Here is a 20,220-nt window from a genome sequence, read left to right on the forward strand (position 1 = left end):
CACTATGAGGAGCTTATAAGCATCATGAATCCAGATCGTCATACTCAGTTCTTAATTCGTAAAGAAAAAATCTTGCAGGTTGCAGAAAAACTGTTATTAGAAAACAACCAAGAAATGACCCTCGATGAACTGGTTGCTGAACTGGATATTGCCAAAGGCACCTTGTATAAACATTTCCGTAGCAAAAATGAGTTATTGCTGGAACTGATTATCCAGAATGAAAAAGAAATCTTAAAAATTTCAGACAAATACAATACCGATGTCAAGGAGTATGCACCACGTTACATGCTCTATCACCTCACCTCGCCAAGCCGTACCATCCTGCTGCATCAGTTAGAAGAACATCTGACCATGACCGAATCCAAGCTCAAGCATCTGTTTGACGAGCTTTACTCGATCCGTCAGCAACGTATTGTGTCGTTAAAAGAAATGACAGAAAAATATTTAAAATCACAAAATTATGATATGTCGATTCGTGATTACCTGTCTTATATCTGGTCTCTCACCTATGGTGCGGCATTGTTGCTGAACTCGAGTTATTACCAGCGCTCGATCGGTTCACGTGAAAAACTGATTAACCTGTATGTCAACCAGGCCTTGTCACTGCCTACCCAGAAAGTCCAGATTGACCTGAAAGATTATCAGCTGGATCAGGAATAAATAAAAAAAAGGACTGTCACGACAGTCCTTTTTTTTAAGAATACGCCGGTTATTTGGCTTTACGCTCTTTTTCCAGCAAATAATCTACCACCTGGGTCACTTTACCATCTTCACCCTGCACAATATATTTTCCATTTACAACCACGGCCGGCACACCGGTCAACTGATACTGTTGTGCCAGCTTATTTGACTCGGCAATTTTTGCAGTGATCGGGAACGAGTTAAACATACTATTAAATTTCTGCTCAGGTACGCCATAACGCGCAAAGAATTTTGCCTGGGAAGCCTGATCAAAGATCTGCTGACCACCTTCATGAATGGCATGGAACAGTGGGATATGGGTCTTTTTACGCACACCCAATGCTTCAGAGACATAATAACCACGCGCCCCTTGTTCCCATACATTATTCATTGCTGCAGGTGTACGGAGGAAATACACGTCTTTTGGAATTTTCTTTAACCACGCTTGCATATGTGGCTCAAGCTTGAAGCAGTGCGGACAGCCATACCAGAAGAATTCACGTACTTCGAGCTGCCCTGCAGGAGCAACGGTCTTGCCCGGATTGGCAATGACGGTATAGTCTTTACCTGCCACAAAATCTGCTGCCATCGTATTCATTGAGACAGCCAGTGCCACTACACTCAAACCACTTAATACTAACTTTTTCATTGACTTTGCTTTTCCTCTAAGCATTTTTCGTAAGTTTATATGCTAAATATAAAACAAACACGAGCAATTCGTTTTGCTTATGTGAAGTTTTTTATGGGATTTATCGCTTTTTTTGCCAGAATCGCTACACTACCAACAGATTAAACCTAAATAATCATCCTAATATAGAGGTGACACCATGTCGCAATTGAATGTTGACCCGCAAGAAATCGCAAAATTTGAAGCATTGGCTGCCAAATGGTGGGATCAACATTCTGAATTCCGCCCGCTCCATCAAATCAATCCCTTACGCTTGAACTGGGTAGACGAACGTGTCGGCGGCCTGGCAGGCAAGAAAGTCCTTGATGTCGGCTGTGGTGGCGGAATCCTGGCAGAAAGTATGGCACGTCGTGGTGCCAACGTCCTCGGCATTGATATGGGTGAAGCGCCGCTTGCCGTGGCACGCCTGCACGCCCAGCAAGACCAGGTTGAAAATATTGAATACCGTCAGATTCCGGTCGAACAGCTGGCGCAGGAACAGGCTGGCCAATATGATGTGGTGACCTGCATGGAAATGATGGAGCACGTACCCGATCCGGCTTCCATTGTCAAAGCTTGCCAGACCCTGGTCAAGCCAGGTGGTCATGTGTTCTTCTCGACCATTAACCGTAATCCGAAATCGTATTTATTTGCCATTATCGGTGCCGAATACGTGCTTCGTTTACTGCCAAAAGGCACGCATGACTATCATAAATTCATTCGTCCGTCCGAGATGGCACACGATATCCGCAATGCAGGTCTGAGCCTGAAGGAAATGACCGGGTTACATTACAACCCGCTTACCAAACATTACTGGCTGGCGCCTAATGTTGATGTGAATTATATGGTCCATACCATCAATACAGGTGCATGATGAAAGCTGTTTTATTTGATCTTGACGGTACACTGATCGATACCGCTGCCGACTTTATCCGTATCATCCAGCAAATGTGCCGTGATGAACAACGTCCTGTCGTTGATGCCGCCACCATTCGCACGCAGGTGTCTGAAGGGGCACGGGCCATGGTGAAACTGGTCTATCCGGAACTGGAGACAACCGATCCCGTATTTCTGGCACACCGGCAGCGCTTTTTAGACACCTATGGTGACAATATTGTAGTCGAGACCGACCTGTTTACCGGGATGTATCCGCTGCTTGAAGAACTGGAAGCCCATGATATTCCCTGGGGTATTGTCACCAATAAGCCCCGCGGCCTCAGTGAACTGTTATTGGCGGCCCTCAACCTGACCGAGCGTTGTGCGGTTCTGGTCTGTCCCGAAGATGTCAGCAATACCAAGCCTGACCCGGAACCGATGTATCTGGCTGCCAAACAGCTTGGGATTGATGCCAAAGACATCATTTATGTCGGTGATCATCCGCGCGATATTGATGCGGGCCGTAATGCAGCCATGTATACCATTCTGGCAGCCTATGGTTATTTACCAGTAGATACACGCGATGATCTGGCGGCCTGGCAGGCTGATGCCATTATTCACACCATCCCCGAGTTACACCAGCTGCTTAAACAGAAAATCACTGTTTTGTCAGAAAATCAGGGTATGATGGGTTAACCATTAATGATAAAAACAGGAGGCATAACAATGAAATATTCAGAATATCAACCTCGTCCGGATTTACTTAAAGACCGTATTATCCTGATCACTGGCGCAGGTGACGGTATTGGACGCGCTGCTGCGATGAGTTATGCCCTACATGGTGCAACGGTGGTGCTGCATGGCCGCACGCTCAATAAACTGGAAGTCATCTATGATGAAATTGAAGGTCTGGGCGCACCACAACCTGCAATCTTGCCATTACAGCTTTCAACCGCATCCACACATGACTACGAATTGCTGGTCAATACACTGGAACAGCAATTTGGCCGTCTCGATGGCATTTTGCATAATGCCGGCATGTTGGGTGATCGGGTTGAACTGGCCGAGTATCCGGTCGATGTCTGGGATGATGTCATGGCAGTCAATTTGCGTGCCCCGTTTGCAATGACACAGGCCTTATTGCCGTTACTACAGAAATCGGAACATGCTTCGGTGGTGTTTACCAGCTCCAGTGTCGGCCGTGAAGCCCGGGCATTGTGGGGAGCCTATTCGGTGTCCAAAGTCGCCACCGAAGCCATGAGCAAGATCTTTGCTGCCGAGAATACCTATCCCAACATCCGTTTTAACTGCATCAATCCAGGTGGCACACGTACCGCAATGCGCGCCAAGGCATATCCGGAAGAAGACCCTAAAGTACTTCCAACCCCGGATAGCATCATGCCTGCCTACCTGTACCTGATGGGTGATGATAGTCTGGACATGAACGGCCAAAGCATTGATGCTCAAGGTTAATAGCCACTTTACAATAATTCTAAATAACATTGGACACTGGCGTTAAAATGCTTGTCTTGCAGAGAAATGGACTGAAAATCTTCATCTTTTTAATGCAATGATGAATTGATCTTCACAGTTTCTCTGCATTTTTAACGTACAGTAGTTCACATGAGAGACATCCGAAGTCAATAAGGTGCATCATGAAAAAATTTTTCATTATCTTGGTTTTAGGTTCGACGACCCTGTTTAGCAGTATGGGGAGTTTTGCAGGCCCGCATGATCGTGATGAAGATTCACGGGGTGGCGGCTGGCAGAATGGTCGTGGCTTTGACCGTCCAGATGGTGAAAACCGTATGCGTGAGCGCCGTATGCGGGAAGAACGTGGTGTGGAGCGTCTAAAGCAGCATCGCTGGCAGGCAGGTTATGTCATGCCGCAACACTATCGTGGCAACGGTTATAAAGTGGATTATAAAGACAATAATCTGCCTCGTCCCGGCCGCAATGAACAATGGTACAAAATCAACAACGACTACATTTTAGTCAACTCGGATGATAACAGCATTGTCCGTATCATGGGATTCTAGCCCCTTTTAAACAGGTGCCTGCCATTAAAGTTGCATGTTGGCTGGAGGAATAGATTTATCTTTTGATTTTTTTCGTTAAAATCAGATCAATTGCTCCATCTCTGAGATTCACATGGCGACCCAAATGACTGAAACTTCACATAGTACAACGCAAGATTATGTACACTGGTTTCGCCATTCCGCCCCTTATATTAATGCCCACCGCGATAAGACCTTTATCCTGATGTTTGCCGGTGAGGCGGTTCAGCACGAAAACTTCCAGCATATTATTCATGACATTGCCCTGCTACATTCTCTGGGCATCCGCCTGATTCTGGTTTACGGCGCCCGCCCGCAAATTAACCAGAATCTGCTTGATCGCCAGATCGATACACCGTTTCATCATAACCGTCGCATCACCACCCGTGAATCGTTACGGGGGGTCATGAATGCCGTAGGTTCCATCCGGCTGGAAATTGAAGCCCTGCTCTCGATGGGACTGGCCAATTCACCGATGTATGGCGCCCGCATTGATGTGGTATCGGGCAATTTTGTGACAGCCAAGCCTTATGGCATCCGTGACGGTATTGACTTCCAGCTCACGGGAGAAGTCCGTTCTGTCGATACCGATGCCATCCAGCGACATCTGGATAACCATAATATCGTGCTGCTCGGCCCGACTGGCTATTCCACCACCGGAGAGGTCTTTAATTTACTGGCCGAGGAAGTTGCAACCAAGACAGCGATTGCCTTAAAGGCCGATAAACTGATTTTCCTGGGTGAAAAACAGGGGCTGATGAATAAGCAGCAACAATTACTGCGTGAATTAAGTCCTCGACAGTTACAGCCCTATATTGAACAGTTCGAGCCACAATATCCTGAATTTGCGCTGCACCTGAAACAGGCGCAACAGGCTTCTTTGTCAGGTGTACATCGTGTGCATCTGATTTCCTATGCCTATGATGGCGCCCTGATTGAAGAACTATTTACCCGCGATGGGGTCGGCACCCTGATTACCGATGCCCATTACGAAGAGGTACGCATTGCCAATATCAATGATGTCGGTGGCCTGATCAACCTGTTACGTCCACTGGAGCAGGAAGGCATTCTGGTATATCGCTCCCGTGAACGTCTTGAAAGCGAAATCGAACAGTTTGCCGTGATTGAACGGGACGGCATGATCCTCGCCTGTGCAGCCTTATATCCGATTCCGGCTGGAGAACATGAAATCCGCTCTGCCGAAATTGCCTGCGTTGCCGTCGATGCAAGTTACCGTAAATCCAACCGGGGCAGCCAGATTTTACAGTTTCTGGAAAGCCGGGCGAAACAGCAAGGGATTCAGCAACTATTTGTGCTGACCACCCGTACGGCGCACTGGTTTCTGGAACAGGGCTTTAGCCCCGCCAGCGTGGATGATTTACCCAATGCCCGACAGGCCTTATATAACTATCAGCGTAATTCACTGGTCTTTAAAAAAGCACTGGTTAAATAAAAACCCGACTGGAGATATTTTTATTTTTGATAAAGATATCTCCAGCTCATCATCATTTCTGCTGAAGGGCATCTTGAAAAACAAATTGACCCATCGTTAAAAAATCATAAATCATATTAAAAAACATCATATTAAAAAGAAAAAAGATAACAGCGCTTATTCCTGTGATCGCTAAGATTATGCAATCTTCTGTTTTGCACTTTTCATCATAAGCAAAGCCCGATTAGTTATTTTTTATGCAATAAAAAAAGCTTTAGCTTAGGTGCTCATCTTATTTAAATCATTTGATTTGTCGGGGAGCACAACCAGCATGGCTCATTTAATCAATCGCTCATGGGCAACCTCTACCCTTATTGCAGCAACGCTTGTTGCCCTGCTGGGGAGTGCAGGCTGTGCAAAAAAACCTGAGCAGCAAGACACCCCAAAACAAGAAACCACAACATTTAATATCGGCTTTCAGAAGTATGGCATCTTGCCGATTGTCAAAGCAAAAGGTGAATTAGAAAAAACGCTTGCTGCTCAAGGTGTGCAGGTGAAATGGGTTGAATTTCCGGCAGGGCCTCAACTGCTGGAGGGCCTGAATGTTGGCAGCGTGGTGTTTGGTGAGGCAGGTGAAGCGCCACCGATCTTTGCGCAGGCCGCCAACCCCAATCTAGTCTATGTGGCGAACCAGCCGCCTGCGCCAAGCGCAGAAGCCTTGATTGTGCAAAAAGATTCTCCGGTTCAATCGATTCAGGATTTAAAAGGTAAGCGTATTGCATTGAATAAAGGCTCCAACGTGCATTACCTATTACTTAAATTACTGGAAGAAAATAATCTAACCCTGAACGATATCCAGCCGGTTTATCTGCCGCCTTCAGATGCCCGTGCGGCATTTGAAAAAGGTGCAGTCGATGCCTGGGTCATCTGGGACCCTTTTCTGGCAGCGGCAGAATATCAGATTCATGCCCGCGTGATTGCCAATGGTGAACATCTGGTCAGTAACCATCAGTTTTACCTGTCTGACCGCCAGTTTGCAGCCAGTCATCCGGACATTCTCAATACCGTGGTCAAAACGCTGAACCAGACCACCGACTGGGTCAAAACCCATCCTGACGATGCGGCCAGGCTCCTGGAAAAACCTACGGCACTTGGGTTCGATGTTTTAAAAACTTCTATCTCACGTATGGGCTTTGGCGTCCAGCCTGTCTCTGAAAAAGTGGCCAAGGAACAACAATATGTAGCTGATGCCTTCTTTAACCAGAAGCTGATTCCCAAGCAGCTGGTGATTCAGGATGCCATTCTCAAAAATCACGTTCAATAACAGGAAACCATGATGAGTGCATTCACCAGAATTGCTGTACCCGGTTTGCTAATCTCTGCGGTTTCGCTGGCCGGCTGCCAGAAACACGAGTCACCAACCACCCAAAAGGCGGGTTCGGCCCCTGAACAGGCAACTGTCCAGACCCTTTCCATCGGTTTCCAGAAATCATCCCTGAATTTGCTGGTGGCCAGACAGCAAAAGCTATTTGAACAGGCATTTCCAAAAGCCAAAATTGAATGGCGCGAGTTCCCGGCTGGCCCGCAAATGCTGGAGGCGCTTGCTGTCGGAGCAGTCGATTTTGGTTATGTCGGCAATACACCACCGATCTTTGCCCAGGCAGCAGCAAAACCTTTGCGCTATGTTGCGTATGAGGTGGTCGCTCCGACCGGACAGGCCGTACTGGTGCATAAGCATGGCCCAATCCACAGCCTGCAGGCATTAAAAGGTAAACGCATTGCCGTACAAAAAGGTTCCAGCGCGCATGAACTGCTGGCAAAAACCCTGAAAAAAGCAGGCCTGACCTGGCAAGACATTCAACCCATCTGGCTCCCTCCAGCCGATGCCCGTGCCGCATTTGATAAACAGGCCGTCGATGCCTGGGCCATCTGGGAGCCTTACTTGGGTACGGCAGAGCTGCAAGGACAGACCAGAACCCTGATTGATGGCTCGGCTTTCCCAACCACCTATTCTTTTTATATTGGCAATCCGGAGTTCATCCAGCAGCATCCGGATGCAACCCAGAAATTCATTCACAGCGTGAATAGCGCAGATCAATGGATTGTGCAGCATCCCGATCAGGCCTTGCAGATCTATGCGGACAGTACCGGACTCACCACTGCGGTCGCCCGGCAAGTGCTCAACAAGCGGCCGAAACCCTCTCCGGTCTATGCGCTTAATCATGACGTCATTCAGAGCCAGCAACAAATTGCTGATCTATTTCAACAAGAGCAGCTCATTCCTGTGCATATCGATATTCAGCACAGTGTCTGGTCTGCCCAATAAATATATTGCATTTTCATAAGGAACATCGACATGAATATTTTCTGGTTTATTCCCACTCATGGTGACAGCCGTTATCTTGGCACCAGCAAGGGTGCCCGTCAGGTCGATCATGCTTATATGAAACAGATTGCGGTAGCGGTGGACAATCTTGGCTATGCCGGTGTCCTGATTCCGACAGGACGTTCTTGTGAAGATCCATGGATCACCGCTGCCAGCCTGATTGATGCCACCAAACAGCTGAAATTCCTGGTGGCGCTACGTCCCGGCATTACCACTCCGGCACTTGCTGCACGGATGGCCGCCACCTTTGACCGTCTCTCCAATGGCCGTATTCTGCTTAATCTGGTGACTGGTGGTGACGAGCAAGAACTCAAAGGCGATGGTCTCTATGAAGATCATGGCACCCGTTATCAGACCGCCGCCGAATATGTGAAAATCTGGCGCGAAATCCTGACCCGTTCGCATACGGGTGAATCATTTACCTTTCACGGCGAACGTCTCAGTGTCGATGACGCCAAACTGCTCTACCCGCCGGTACAGCAACCCTATCCTCCACTGTGGTTTGGTGGCTCATCAGACGCGGCAACCGAGCTGGCGGCAGAACAGGTCGATACCTATTTGACCTGGGGCGAACCGCCTGCGGCAGTAAAACAGAAAATTGAACATTTGCGTGCCAAAGCAGCGGCCAAAGGCCGTACCCTGAATTACGGCATCCGTTTACATGTGATTGTCCGTGAAACCAATGAGCAGGCCTGGGCTGCAGCCGATGAGCTGATTCAATATCTGGATGATGCCACGATTGCCGCAGCGCAGAAAAAATTTGCGCAAATGGACTCGGTCGGCCAGCAGCGTATGGCTGCCCTTCACGGCGGACGTAAAGATCAGCTCGAAGTTTCACCCAACCTATGGGCAGGCATTGGACTGGTTCGTGGCGGCGCAGGAACCGCTCTGGTCGGTGATCCTGAAACCGTTGCCGCACGTATCCAGGAATATGCCGATTTAGGCATTGATACCTTTATCTTCTCGGGCTATCCACATCTGGAAGAATCGATCCGTTTTGCCGAACTGGTGTTCCCGCTCTTACCGCTTCAAACCCGCGAGAAACTGGCACAGCCACATCTCACCGGCCCATTTGGAGAAATTATTGCCAACAATTATGTGCCGGAAGTGAAAACGCCAAAAACCTTGGCCAAGGAGGATGCATGAGTGCACAATCTTTTCGGGAAAATGTTTCACGTGGAACACAAAAATTAAGCAAAAGTCTGTTGCCTTGGCTATTTCCCGTTTTACTGGTACTGATCTGGCAAGCAGCTTCCAGCGCTGGTGTGTTGCAAAGCCGGGTGCTGCCGGCTCCCACGGCGGTCGTAGCTGCCTTCTGGCATTTACTGCTCAGTGGTGAACTTTGGCAGCATGTCAAAGTCAGTGCAGGTCGCGCTTTACTGGGTTTACTGATTGGTGGTGGATTAGGATTGATTTTAGGGCTGCTCAATGGTTCATCCCGGGTTGCCTCCACGCTCCTGGATACCACCTTGCAAATGATCCGTAATATTCCGGCATTGGCCCTGATCCCCCTAGTCATCTTATGGTTCGGGATTGATGAAACGGCCAAACTGTTTCTGGTGGCGGTGGGCGTGTTTTTCCCGATTTATATCAATACCTATCACGGCATCCGTTCTGTCGATCCACAGCTGATCGAAATGGGCAAAAGCTATGGACTAAGCCGCTGGCAGTTGTATAAAGACATCATTTTACCCGGTGCCATGCCTTCCATTCTGGTCGGCTTACGTTTCTCCCTTGGCCTGGTCTGGGTACTGCTGATTGTGGCCGAAACCATCTCTGCCCAATCCGGAATCGGCTATATGACCATGAATGCACGGGAATTTTTGCAAACCGATATCGTACTGGTCGGCATTTTACTCTACGCACTGCTGGGTAAATTGGCCGATGTCTTGGCTCAAGGTTTAGAACGTTATTTGTTGCGCTGGCACGCAGGCTACCAGAAATAAAAGGAAGTTAAGGATGAGTAATTTAAATCTGAATTTCTATGAAAATTCACTGGTTCAACCTGTGACCGAACCAGAAGCAGCCCAGGCACCTGCCAATGGCGCAGATATCCTGATTGAACAGCTGTATAAATTTTATGGTGAGGTCAAGGTACTCGAAGATCTTGACCTGCATATTCAGGCAGGTGAATTTGTTGCGATCGTCGGACGCAGTGGCTGTGGTAAAAGTACCCTGCTCCGTCTTATTGCCCAACTTGAAAAGGCCAGCTATGGTGAAATTAAATTTCAGTCGGCCCGCCATTTTCGTGAAGGTATCACCAATGCCGACATTCGGGTAATGTTTCAGGACCCTCGCCTGTTGCCGTGGAAAAGTGTTCTGCAAAATGTTCAACTGGGTCTACCAAAAGACCAGTACCCGCTTGCTGAACAATTACTCGACAAAGTCGGCTTAAAGGCAAAAGCCGGCCAATGGCCAGCACAACTTTCAGGAGGCCAGCGTCAGCGTGCTGCCCTCGCCCGTGCACTTTCACATACCCCGCGTATCTTGTTGCTGGATGAACCACTCGGCGCACTAGATGCCTTAACCCGACTGGAAATGCAGAACCTGATCGAGCGTCTGTGGAAGGAACAAGGCTTTACCGCGATTCTGGTCACCCATGATGTCAGTGAAGCCGTCCAGCTGGCTGACCGGATTATTCTTCTGGATCAGGGGCATATCGCACATAGTTTTCAAGTCAACCTGCCTCGCCCGCGTAAAAAGAGTATTGCCTTTGCCCAACTCGAACAACAAGTGCTGGATGCGGTTTTAGCCACCTAAAGCCGCTTCAGTAGTGCTCAAAATAATTCTGGTGAGCCAAAAAGAACGATTCTGTTTGATGACCGACAGATGAATTATTTACAAAATATGTATAGGTCTTTTTAGATTTCAATAATTATCAAATACATCGTCAGCCTTGGCCTAAAAAGTATATTTTTTTCGACAAAATAATGGAGGGACTGTGCACAAATCCGGCAATTTATCTTACAATGTCAAAGACATTTTTTGAATCAAGCTCGCAGATGGAACAGAAAAAAAGTACACAAAAGCGCAATCAACTGCTGAATGCTGCCCTGGATGTTTTTTCCGTCTATGGGTTTAGCGGCGCCAGTCTGGATGAGATTGCACAGCTCGCAAATATGCATAAATCCAATATTTTCTACTACTATGAAAATAAAGAGTCACTGTATGTCGAAGTTCTGACCACGGTTCTGCAAAAGTGGCTGGCACCTTTACAGACCCTGGAGTCAGAACTTGAACCGACAGAAGCGCTGACGCATTATTTAATTCAAAAAATCGAAAGCTCACGTGACCAGCCGAAGGCTTCACGTTTATTTGCACTGGAGATCATTCAAGGTGCACCACATATTTTACCGATCTTGAAAGGTCCTTTGAAAAAGCTGTTTAAACGTAAAGCTAAAGTTATTCAAACCTGGCAAGAACAAGGCAAATTATCAGCCGATGTTGATCCAGAACTGTTGATTCTGAATATCTGGGCCATTACACAAAATTATGCGGATTTCTCAACCCAGATTGAAATGGTGACAGGCAAAACCTTACGTAACCGGAGTATGTTCCAACGTACCATCGAACATACTGTACATTTAATGTTATACGGCGTGTTGCCGCGTTAAATTCTCTGCCGTTAAAAGCTTTTATTTTAATGATTGAAATACAAAAAGCGGCTTTGTTAGTCGCTTTTTTATTGTCAAATGGTTAAGGCAATTATTCAAGTAAGCTAATCAAAAATGTGGAATATTGATTAAGAAACATACGTAAAGCGTGAAAAATCCATAAAAAAGCCTGATTGCTAAGAATCAGGCTGTACTCAATACTGTAAAATATTGAAATAAAATAACTAAGACAGATGATCACGTATAAGGCGTATTATGTTAATTTTAGGTATACTAAAATTTAGACGAACAAAAGTATTGCTCTGATTGAACCCAATTTTTCTATATACTTACTTTTTTTAATATCTCTGAGACTAATGAAGGCTATAGAACTTTTTGCTGGTATTGGTGGTTTCCGACTAGCATGTGATGAACTTGGTATTGATACCATTTGGGCAAATGATATCGATAACAATGCATCAAAAGTTTATCGACAAAATTTTCCTGAAACCATTCATATTCAAGATGATATAAATGCACATATTTCCGAAGTTCCTGATCATGACCTTTTAACAGGGGGCTTTCCTTGTCAACCTTTCTCCAGTGCAGGTAAGAAACTCGGAATTAACGATGTTCGTGGGACGTTATTTGCCTCTATCGTTGAGATTATAAATTTAAAACAACCTCAATTTTTTGTGTTGGAAAATGTAAAACGCTTATTATCTATGGATAGTGGTTCACATTTTTCTACTATTTTGAATGCGTTAAGCTCGATCGGATACTTTATTGAGTGGCGTTTATTAAATGCTTCAGATTTTGGACTTCCTCAGAATAGAGAAAGAGTAATTATTACTGGCTACCGTACGGATACTATTAAAGAGATTACTCCAAGACTTATTCCAAAAGATGACATAATCAATATTAATTATCTATCTTTGAAAAAAGTATATAATTTCTCTCAATGGATTGATTTTTCAAAACATAAGTCTAAGTTTAAAAATTGGGGATGTGCCTATAATGGTAAATTTATAGATATTGATATTAAAGAATTTTCAATGTCTTTACCTCCAAAGTATCTCTATCAAGTTCTAGAAAAAAATCCCGATAATTCTTTCTTCTTTAATGAAGATACAAAGAAAAGAATCGAAGAAAGTATTGAAGTGAATAGGTATTACAATGGTGTAGAAATACGATACAACCAAAAAGGTGGAGCTCGTATGGGCTATTCAATCTTTGGGGTGAAAGGTGTTGCACCAACTCTTACCAGCTCAACTAGTCGTCATTATGAGCGTTATGAAATTGATGGAGCTTATAGAAGATTGACTAATGTTGAATATGCTCGTATTCAAGGATTCCCCGATAATCATTGTCGAGATATTTCCGTTTATGACCAATATGTTCTTTTTGGAAATGCCGTACCACCTGCACTCGTTAAATGGGCAATAAATCAACTTACCAATACCAACGGTTTGAGACTAAACCAACTAGAGAATACTGATGACTTTGAACTTACAGCCTCAAGCTTCTGACTTAAGAAATAGAGTTTCGCAAAATTTAGAACTTATCCAAACATCCCTAAACAATTATTTAGCAGGAAATGATTTAAATGAAATCGAGCCAATATTGACTCGATTAGGGAGAGGCGGACAATTACCTCATTGGTATGAAGGACTAAGTCATCGTTCTTTACCTAATTTTGATGGTAAAACTATTGGAAGCATTATTGAAATGATGCTTCTAGCTACCATTGAACATAAGGTTCTTCATGACGTCGAAAATCTGCCGACTTTGATGATCAATCCAGCGAAAGGTGTTGATTTTCCCCAATTAGGTTTAGGCGTTAAATCTCCATCTGATAACTGCTGTACTAGTGAACCATTTTTCTCTACTTATGAACGCTTATTAGGCAACGTTCATGATAGTTTAGTTTTATTGACTAACTATCAAGATCAGGCTTTTAAGAGAGGTAAATCCACTCTTGCCATTAAACAAACTAAATTTTTACGTGGAAGTGAGTTAGCAGATAAAAATTTATGCGCTCTAGCTCTAACTCATAGACAATTTTTATTAGAAAGTGCTGGTGAAACTACTTGTAAGAAATTTATCCAATTTCTAGCTCATATAAACCAATCTGATGTTATTGCTAAATATTTATTGAAGCTATTACATCTTCTTCAAAAAGATAAAAGAACAATCGATACTCAAATAGATTCGATAAAAACTGCATTTGAAGCAAAAATAGCATCACAAATAGAAGATGGTGTTGTTCCTGACGATATAAGTGAAATAAGTAAAATTCTACAAATCAAAGATACTCCTCACCAAGTAGAGGCTATTATTAATTGCTGTAATGATTGGGTCGTTGAGAATCAAAAAGAATTCGCAAGAGCACCAAATGATAATGAATGGGAAAGATTCCTTAATAGTCCTTTAGACGGAAAAATTTCAATCAGTTTTGCTTTACAATGGAGATATAGTTTTAAAAGTATATTTAGAATAACTGAATAAGTTGTTGATATTTTAGGCAGATAAAATCTTATCTGCTTTTTATTTAACCTAAAATCTCTTATGCGAACCCAAATAAAATAACACATTAATTTTTACAATCTGAGAATACTCGAAAATTTACACGTACACCCTACAGCCTTAAACCTTTACATCTAAAAATGCGCCTGATACAACGCCAATAATTTTTGTGCGCCTAGTAACAGGTTTTCTTCCCAATCCAGATGAGCCGTATCATTGGCACCATCAGTAATATATTTCACTGAAATCAAACGCACTCCCAGTTTTTGGCACACTTTGGCTAAGGCATAGCCTTCCATATCGACCAGATTACAACTGACTTTCGGTAAGCCCGTTTCAAACGAATCACCCGTACCACAAATTCCTTTGGGTAAAAGCTCAAAATGCGGCTGGGTATGGATTTCAGCAGGAAATTCGTCGTCCATTGGCGTGACACCAACAGCGAAACCGAGTGGTGAAACATCCATATCCCGTTGCACGAAAGTAATCACCTCAACCAGACTATGCGCATCAAAGTGAGAGCTTCCTGCACTGCCTAAATTGATCAGCGTTTTGCATCCCGTCTTTTGAATCACCTCAAAGGCTTTGAATGCTGCATTAATTTTGCCAATGCCACTGTAATGAACGTCAATACCTGCTTGTTCAAACAAACCTTTGGATTCACTCGGCAACGCCATAATCAGAGCAATATCAGCATTCATAAAAAGACTCGTTCAAATAAAAAAGAGACACAAAAAAGGTATGCTCAGGCACACCTCGATATTATTGCATCTTCTGCTGTAAGGCGACCAAACAGGGAGAGAAAAATAATTGTCCGCTATATGCGCCAGCCACGGTTTTCTTCATCACCAGCGCCCACAATCCAATCAGCAACACGCTTAACACAACCGCGACCTGATATAAAAAATCGATATGTAGCTGATGCGCCAGATTAAAGATCGCCAGAATAAACACACCGAATGGGAACGTAAGGCCCCACCAGCCCAGGTTAAATGGAATACCGGTGCGCATATGGCGTAATGTGGTCAAAATCGCGATACCAAACCACCATAAACCAAAACCTAACAACACCAGACTGGCTACAATACCTAAAGCAGGTAATAAAGTTGCCAAGCCTTCAAAGCCCATCGCGTGCATGATCCGTGGCGCCTGCTCACCAAGTAATAATAATGCTAACGCCCCTGTCCCGATTGGGCCCAAACATAACCAGCTAGAAATTGCGACTTCTTTCTCGGGCAATTGATGTAAGGCCAGACGTAACATCAGGATGGTTAAAATTGCAAAGGCTGGTAAGACAGAAATGCCCCACAATACATAGCCTGTGATCAAGATGTTTAAGGCATGCTGATCGGCTGCGATATGTTGCAGCAACAAACCTGCTGAGCTGGCAGCAACTTCACAGGCCACGATCGGCAACAGCCAGACGGCGGTCATGCGTTGTAGTTGATGGTCCTGACAGCTAAACATGCAAAATGGCACCAACCAGGCAATTATAACGGCCAGAAATACATCGATATACCAAAGGTAAGTGGCTATCTGTATGGCGATATCACCATATAAATCAATACCAAAACTGAGAAAACCATTGGCAATTGTCGCCAGCCCCATTGGAATTGCGCCCAAGAACAGGCTCATGTTGGGATGGCTAAAAATCTGTTTTGCTTCAGTCGGGAACAAGATCCAGCGTAAGCCGTATAGCACAGTAAAAGCCGTAAATAACAGAATGTTGAATTGCCACAACTTTGTCGCCAGCATCAACAAAACAGAGGAAGCGAAAGGCAGCTGTGTTAAAATCATCGCCACAACCCCGGTGCCCATGGTGGCAGTAAACCAGTTTGGGGTAAAATGACGAATCACATCTCTCGTCTGTTCCAGCTGATAAAACGGCTTTTTCATTTCGATCTCTAGGTAAAGCGACTATTGGCCTAGTTTAATTAAAATCATAAATAAGAAAAATTGATTTATTTTTATTTTAACAATCAATTTAATTGATATATAGAGATTAAATCCTGAAATTTTTCTGGGTAAAAACACAACAACAAGACGAAACGCTGAGAATATGGCAATATATAGCCTTTGCAAAAATCACTGTATTTAACGCCCATGAAGTTGCTTCGTCTCAACGCATTATCGCCAGATTTTCAGTTACCGCCGACTGCGGTAACCATTGGCAATTTTGATGGTGTCCATCTTGGCCATCAAGCGATGATTGCTCAACTCAAAACGCTGGCTTCTGCACAAGGCTTAAAAACGTTAGTGATGATTTTTGAGCCGCAACCACTTGAATTTTTTAAAGGTTATGATGCTCCGCCACGCATTAGCTCATTACGTGAAAAAGTAGAATATTTAACTGAGCTGGGCGTGGACTATATTGCTGTAGCCAAATTCAACCATTTCTTTAGAAGTTTAAATGCCACCGAATTTGCCGACTTGCTCAAGCTCAAACTGAATGCTCAAAGTCTGGTACTGGGTGATGACTTCCATTTCGGGAAAGACCGCCAAGGCAATAGTGAATTTCTACGCAACTATGGCTTTGATGTCACCAATTTAAATACCGTTGCCTTAGATGGTGAACGGGTCAGTTCAACCCGTATTCGTCAGGTGTTACAGGCGGGCGATCTGGCGCTGGCTGCGAAATTGCTGGGGCGTCCTTATAGCATTACAGGTCGTGTCCAGTACGGTGACCAGATTGGTCGCACCCTTGATTTTCCAACGATTAACGTACGTTTAAACCGCCATAAACCGTGTTTAAACGGTATTTATGCGGTCGATGTGATGTGTGAAGATGCATCGCTGACCGCAAAAATAAAACATGCAGATCCTGCCCTGAACGGCATAGCCGGCTATCAAGCCGACAGCTTGTTTGGAGCAGGTCATGTAGGAACACGCCCGGCCATCAAACAAGAGCAGCCAGAATGGCGATTAGAGGTACATTTCCCTGATGTTTCTGCTAATCTGTATGGCTTGTTGATGCGGGTAACCTTCCTTCACTATTTACATGGTGAGCTGAATTACCCTTCGCTTGAAGCCCTCAAAGCCGGAATTCATGATGATGTGCAAACGTTACGGGATTATCGTAGCAGCACACCAGAATTTCCTTTTTCAATTTAAAACGTAATACATGTCAGTTTACAAACTGATCAAACTGGAAGAAAACTTGCATGAGCGATAAGCAAACTCCTGAAAATGCAGTGGATTATAAAGCCACACTCAATTTGCCAGCGACTGAATTTGCCATGAAGGCAAACTTGGCTGTGCGTGAAGCCAAATGGTTAGAAGAGTGGTATGCCGACAACATTTATCAGCAGATTCGTGCATCGCGTATTGGCAAGAAAAAATATGTGCTTCATGACGGCCCTCCCTATGCCAATGGTCAAATCCATTTAGGTCATGCCGTCAATAAGGTGTTAAAAGACATCATCATCAAAAGCCGCGTTTTAGATGGCTATGATGCTCCCTATGTACCGGGCTGGGACTGTCACGGCCTGCCAATCGAACTGAAAGTCGAAGAAAAAGTCGGTAAAGTCGGCGTCAAGGTAGATGCATCGACCTTCCGTAAGGCCTGCCGTGAATATGCCTACACTCAAGTCGAATTACAGAAAAAAGACTTTGTGCGTATGGGCGTGTTCGGTGACTGGGACAATCCCTACCTCACCATGAACTTCAAACAGGAAGCCGATATCGTACGTGCGCTTGGTGCAATCGCCAAGGCAGGTCATATCGAGCCGGGCTTAAAACCGGTGAACTGGTGTATGGACTGTGGTTCTTCACTGGCTGAAGCTGAAGTTGAGTACGAAGATAAAAAATCAGATGCCATCGATGTCGGCTTCACCGTGGTTGACCTGAAAGATCTCAGCACACGTTTGAATGTCGAGGTTAAAGATGCAACCGATATCGTGATCTGGACCACCACGCCATGGACTTTGCCTGCCAACCAGGCCGTCGCGTTGCATGCTGAAATCGACTATCAACTGGTACAGGTGAGCACTGAGCGCGGTACCCAAAACTTTATTCTGGCCAAAGATCTGGTCGAATCGGCAATCGAGCGCTATAAGCTTGAAAACCCGATTGTGTTAGCCGATTTCAAAGGTTCAGCACTGGAAAACCTTCTCCTGCAACATCCGCTTTTAACGGATCGTCAGGTACCTGTCATTTTAGGCGAGCACGTAATTGCAACCAGTGGTACAGGCGCAGTCCATACCGCACCGGGCCACGGTGTAGACGACTATAAAGTTGGCTTGCTCTATCAGTTGAAAGTTGAAAACCCGGTTGGCGGTAATGGTGTGTATTTGCCAAATGCACCTATTTTTGCAGGTGAGCACATCTACAAAGCCAATCCGCAAATTATTGAAGCATTGGGCGCAGTGGGCCGTTTATGGGCTCATCAGCCAATCAAGCATAGCTATCCACATTGCTGGCGTCACAAAACACCAATTATCTTCCGTGCGACTCCACAATGGTTTATCAGCATGGATGCCAATGGTCTACGCCAGAATGCATTAAACGCGATTGAAAATGATATCGAATTTGTCCCTGACTGGGGCCAGAGCCGTATTCAGGCCATGATTGAAGGCCGTCCGGACTGGTGTATCTCACGTCAACGGACCTGGGGGGTGCCAATCCCGTTCTTCGTTCATAAAGATACCAATGAATTGCATCCGCGCACACCGGAACTGATTGAAGAAGTGGCCAAGCTGATCGAACAGGAAGGGATTGACGGCTGGTATAACCGTGAAGCCAGTGACTTTATTGGTGCAGATGCCGAAAACTACAATGCCATTCGTGACACGCTCGATGTCTGGTTCGACTCTGGCACAACCCATTATGCAGTGCTACGTGAACGTGAAGAGTTGCAAGACCCTGCCGATTTGTATCTGGAAGGTTCAGATCAGCATCGTGGCTGGTTCCAGTCGTCCTTGCTGACCTCAATTGCCATCAACGAACGCGCGCCATATAAAGGCTTGCTCACTCACGGTTTTGTGGTCGATGAGAAAGGCCGCAAAATGTCTAAATCATTAGGCAATATCATTACCCCGCAAGACATCATTAAAGACATGGGTGCAGATGGCTTACGCTTCTGGATCGCCTCTGCAGACTACCGCTATGAAATGACCGCCGGTAAAGAAATCTTTAGCCGTGCTTCAGATGGTTACCGTCGTATCCGTAACACCTTACGTTTCTTGCTGGCAAACCTGAATGGCTTCAAACCATCAACAGATGCCTTACCAGTGGACCAGTTGATCGCATTGGACCAGTACATCCTGCAACGTGCTGCCGAGGTTCAAAAAACCATTCAGCAAGCCTATGAAGAGATGAACTTCCATATCGTGACCAATGCACTCACCAATTTCTGTATCAACGATTTGGGTGGTTTCTATCTCGATATCATCAAAGATCGTCAATACACCACCAAGGCAGATTCTCAGGCACGTCATTCTGCCCAAACTGCACTGTATCATCTCGTTCAGGCCTTTGTTCGCTGGATGTCGCCAATTCTCAGCTTTACTGCTCAGGAAGCGTGGCCATTAATTCCAGAACAGACTGAAAAATACGTATTCACAGCAGAATGGTATGACATCCCGACCGCTTCAACTGCCAACTTACTGTCTGAAGCAGACTGGCAAACATTGATTAGCGTAAAATCAGCAGTAAATAAACAGATTGAAGCAGCACGTAACGCTAAACTGATTGGCAGTAACTTGTCTGCAAAAGTTGAACTCTGGGCAGATCAAGCATTACAGAAATTGTTAAACCAATTGGCTGATGAATTACGCTTTGTCTTGATCACCTCTCAAGTCATTGTGCATCCTTATGCTGAACAAGGTGAAGCCACAGACCTTGACGGGTTACGTGTTCAGGTTTCCGCGGCAGATGGTGAAAAATGTGTACGCTGCTGGCATGTACTGCCAGATGTAAACACACATGTTGGTCATGCTGGTTTATGCGCTCGTTGTATTATCAATGTCACTGGCAGTGGCGAAGTGAGAAAATATGCATAATTC

General features: G+C 45.1%; 19 protein-coding genes. 16 read left to right on the forward strand and 3 right to left on the reverse strand.

All coding sequences use genetic code 11. The features are described from left to right. Positions 1-24 precede the first annotated feature (24 nt). On the forward strand, positions 25-660 hold the full coding sequence (locus OC23_RS15985) for a TetR/AcrR family transcriptional regulator (RefSeq protein WP_038345972.1): 636 nt from the start codon (positions 25-27) through the stop codon (positions 658-660). A gap of 49 nt (positions 661-709) precedes the next feature. On the opposite strand, the gene OC23_RS15990 is transcribed toward OC23_RS15985, so the two are convergent. Then, positions 710-1,330 (reverse strand): thiol:disulfide interchange protein DsbA/DsbL, encoded by a 621-nt coding sequence (locus tag OC23_RS15990; protein WP_038345973.1) that lies wholly within the window; start codon positions 1,328-1,330, stop codon positions 710-712. Positions 1,331-1,508: 178 nt separating this feature from the next. Here OC23_RS15990 and ubiG point away from each other — a divergent pair, with 178 nt between their 5' ends. The 13 genes from ubiG (at position 1,509) to OC23_RS16055 (ending at position 14,200) form a co-directional block, all read left to right on the forward strand. Continuing rightward, positions 1,509-2,222 carry a bifunctional 2-polyprenyl-6-hydroxyphenol methylase/3-demethylubiquinol 3-O-methyltransferase UbiG gene (ubiG, locus tag OC23_RS15995; protein ID WP_038345975.1) on the forward strand — a complete coding sequence of 238 codons (714 nt, stop codon included), beginning with the start codon at positions 1,509-1,511 and terminating at the stop codon, positions 2,220-2,222. Then, entirely contained in the window at positions 2,219-2,920 is a 702-nt protein-coding gene (locus tag OC23_RS16000; RefSeq protein WP_171194817.1) for an HAD family hydrolase, read from the forward strand. Before ubiG ends, OC23_RS16000 begins: the two co-directional genes overlap by 4 nt. 30 nt (positions 2,921-2,950) lie before the next feature. Continuing rightward, positions 2,951-3,697, forward strand: coding sequence for a YciK family oxidoreductase (locus OC23_RS16005; RefSeq protein WP_038345978.1), 747 nt, complete (start codon positions 2,951-2,953; stop codon positions 3,695-3,697). Positions 3,698-3,879: 182 nt separating this feature from the next. Continuing rightward, positions 3,880-4,263, forward strand: a complete 384-nt coding sequence (locus tag OC23_RS16010; protein ID WP_038345979.1) for an RcnB family protein — start codon at positions 3,880-3,882, stop codon at positions 4,261-4,263. A gap of 112 nt (positions 4,264-4,375) precedes the next feature. Then, positions 4,376-5,734: an amino-acid N-acetyltransferase gene (argA, locus tag OC23_RS16015; RefSeq protein WP_038345980.1), complete on the forward strand. Its 1,359-nt coding sequence runs from the start codon at positions 4,376-4,378 to the stop codon at positions 5,732-5,734. A 310-nt stretch (positions 5,735-6,044) separates the two neighbouring features. Continuing rightward, positions 6,045-7,037 carry an aliphatic sulfonate ABC transporter substrate-binding protein gene (locus OC23_RS16020; RefSeq protein ID WP_038345981.1) on the forward strand — a complete coding sequence of 331 codons (993 nt, stop codon included), beginning with the start codon at positions 6,045-6,047 and terminating at the stop codon, positions 7,035-7,037. A 12-nt stretch (positions 7,038-7,049) separates the two neighbouring features. Further along, complete coding sequence (locus OC23_RS16025; RefSeq protein ID WP_038345983.1) at positions 7,050-8,039, forward strand: aliphatic sulfonate ABC transporter substrate-binding protein; 990 nt, start codon at positions 7,050-7,052, stop codon at positions 8,037-8,039. 30 nt (positions 8,040-8,069) lie between these two features. Then, positions 8,070-9,245: an FMNH2-dependent alkanesulfonate monooxygenase gene (gene ssuD, locus OC23_RS16030; protein WP_038345984.1), complete on the forward strand. Its 1,176-nt coding sequence runs from the start codon at positions 8,070-8,072 to the stop codon at positions 9,243-9,245. After that, the gene (gene ssuC / locus OC23_RS16035) at positions 9,242-10,045 is read left to right on the forward strand and encodes an aliphatic sulfonate ABC transporter permease SsuC (RefSeq protein ID WP_038345986.1); all 804 of its coding nucleotides are present in this window, start codon (positions 9,242-9,244) and stop codon (positions 10,043-10,045) included. Before ssuD ends, ssuC begins: the two co-directional genes overlap by 4 nt. Positions 10,046-10,058: 13 nt before the next feature. Further along, the gene (locus OC23_RS16040) at positions 10,059-10,859 is read left to right on the forward strand and encodes an ATP-binding cassette domain-containing protein (RefSeq protein WP_038345988.1); all 801 of its coding nucleotides are present in this window, start codon (positions 10,059-10,061) and stop codon (positions 10,857-10,859) included. 242 nt (positions 10,860-11,101) lie between these two features. Next, positions 11,102-11,713, forward strand: a complete 612-nt coding sequence (locus OC23_RS16045) for a TetR/AcrR family transcriptional regulator (RefSeq protein ID WP_038346442.1) — start codon at positions 11,102-11,104, stop codon at positions 11,711-11,713. Positions 11,714-12,069: 356 nt separating this feature from the next. Then, a complete protein-coding gene (locus OC23_RS16050; RefSeq protein ID WP_038345989.1) occupies positions 12,070-13,221 on the forward strand; it encodes a DNA cytosine methyltransferase in 1,152 nt (383 codons plus the stop codon). Then, on the forward strand, positions 13,190-14,200 hold the full coding sequence (locus OC23_RS16055; RefSeq protein ID WP_081407338.1) for a hypothetical protein: 1,011 nt from the start codon (positions 13,190-13,192) through the stop codon (positions 14,198-14,200). Before OC23_RS16050 ends, OC23_RS16055 begins: the two co-directional genes overlap by 32 nt. Positions 14,201-14,352: 152 nt before the next feature. Here the strand turns inward: OC23_RS16055 and OC23_RS16060 are convergent, their stop codons facing one another. Continuing rightward, entirely contained in the window at positions 14,353-14,919 is a 567-nt protein-coding gene (locus OC23_RS16060; protein ID WP_038345990.1) for a 5'-nucleosidase, read from the reverse strand. A 61-nt stretch (positions 14,920-14,980) separates the two neighbouring features. Next, entirely contained in the window at positions 14,981-16,114 is a 1,134-nt protein-coding gene (locus OC23_RS16065; protein ID WP_038345992.1) for a TDT family transporter, read from the reverse strand. A gap of 207 nt (positions 16,115-16,321) precedes the next feature. Here OC23_RS16065 and ribF point away from each other — a divergent pair, with 207 nt between their 5' ends. Both ribF and ileS read left to right on the forward strand, forming a co-directional pair. Then, complete coding sequence (gene ribF, locus OC23_RS16070; RefSeq protein WP_038345993.1) at positions 16,322-17,329, forward strand: riboflavin biosynthesis protein RibF; 1,008 nt, start codon at positions 16,322-16,324, stop codon at positions 17,327-17,329. Between the two features lie 50 nt (positions 17,330-17,379). Next, positions 17,380-20,217, forward strand: a complete 2,838-nt coding sequence (gene ileS / locus OC23_RS16075; protein ID WP_038345994.1) for an isoleucine--tRNA ligase — start codon at positions 17,380-17,382, stop codon at positions 20,215-20,217. The last annotated feature ends 3 nt before the right edge of the window (positions 20,218-20,220 follow it).

It is taken from the genome of Acinetobacter sp. A47, assembly GCF_000805455.1.
Taxonomy (GTDB): Bacteria; Pseudomonadota; Gammaproteobacteria; order Pseudomonadales; family Moraxellaceae; genus Acinetobacter.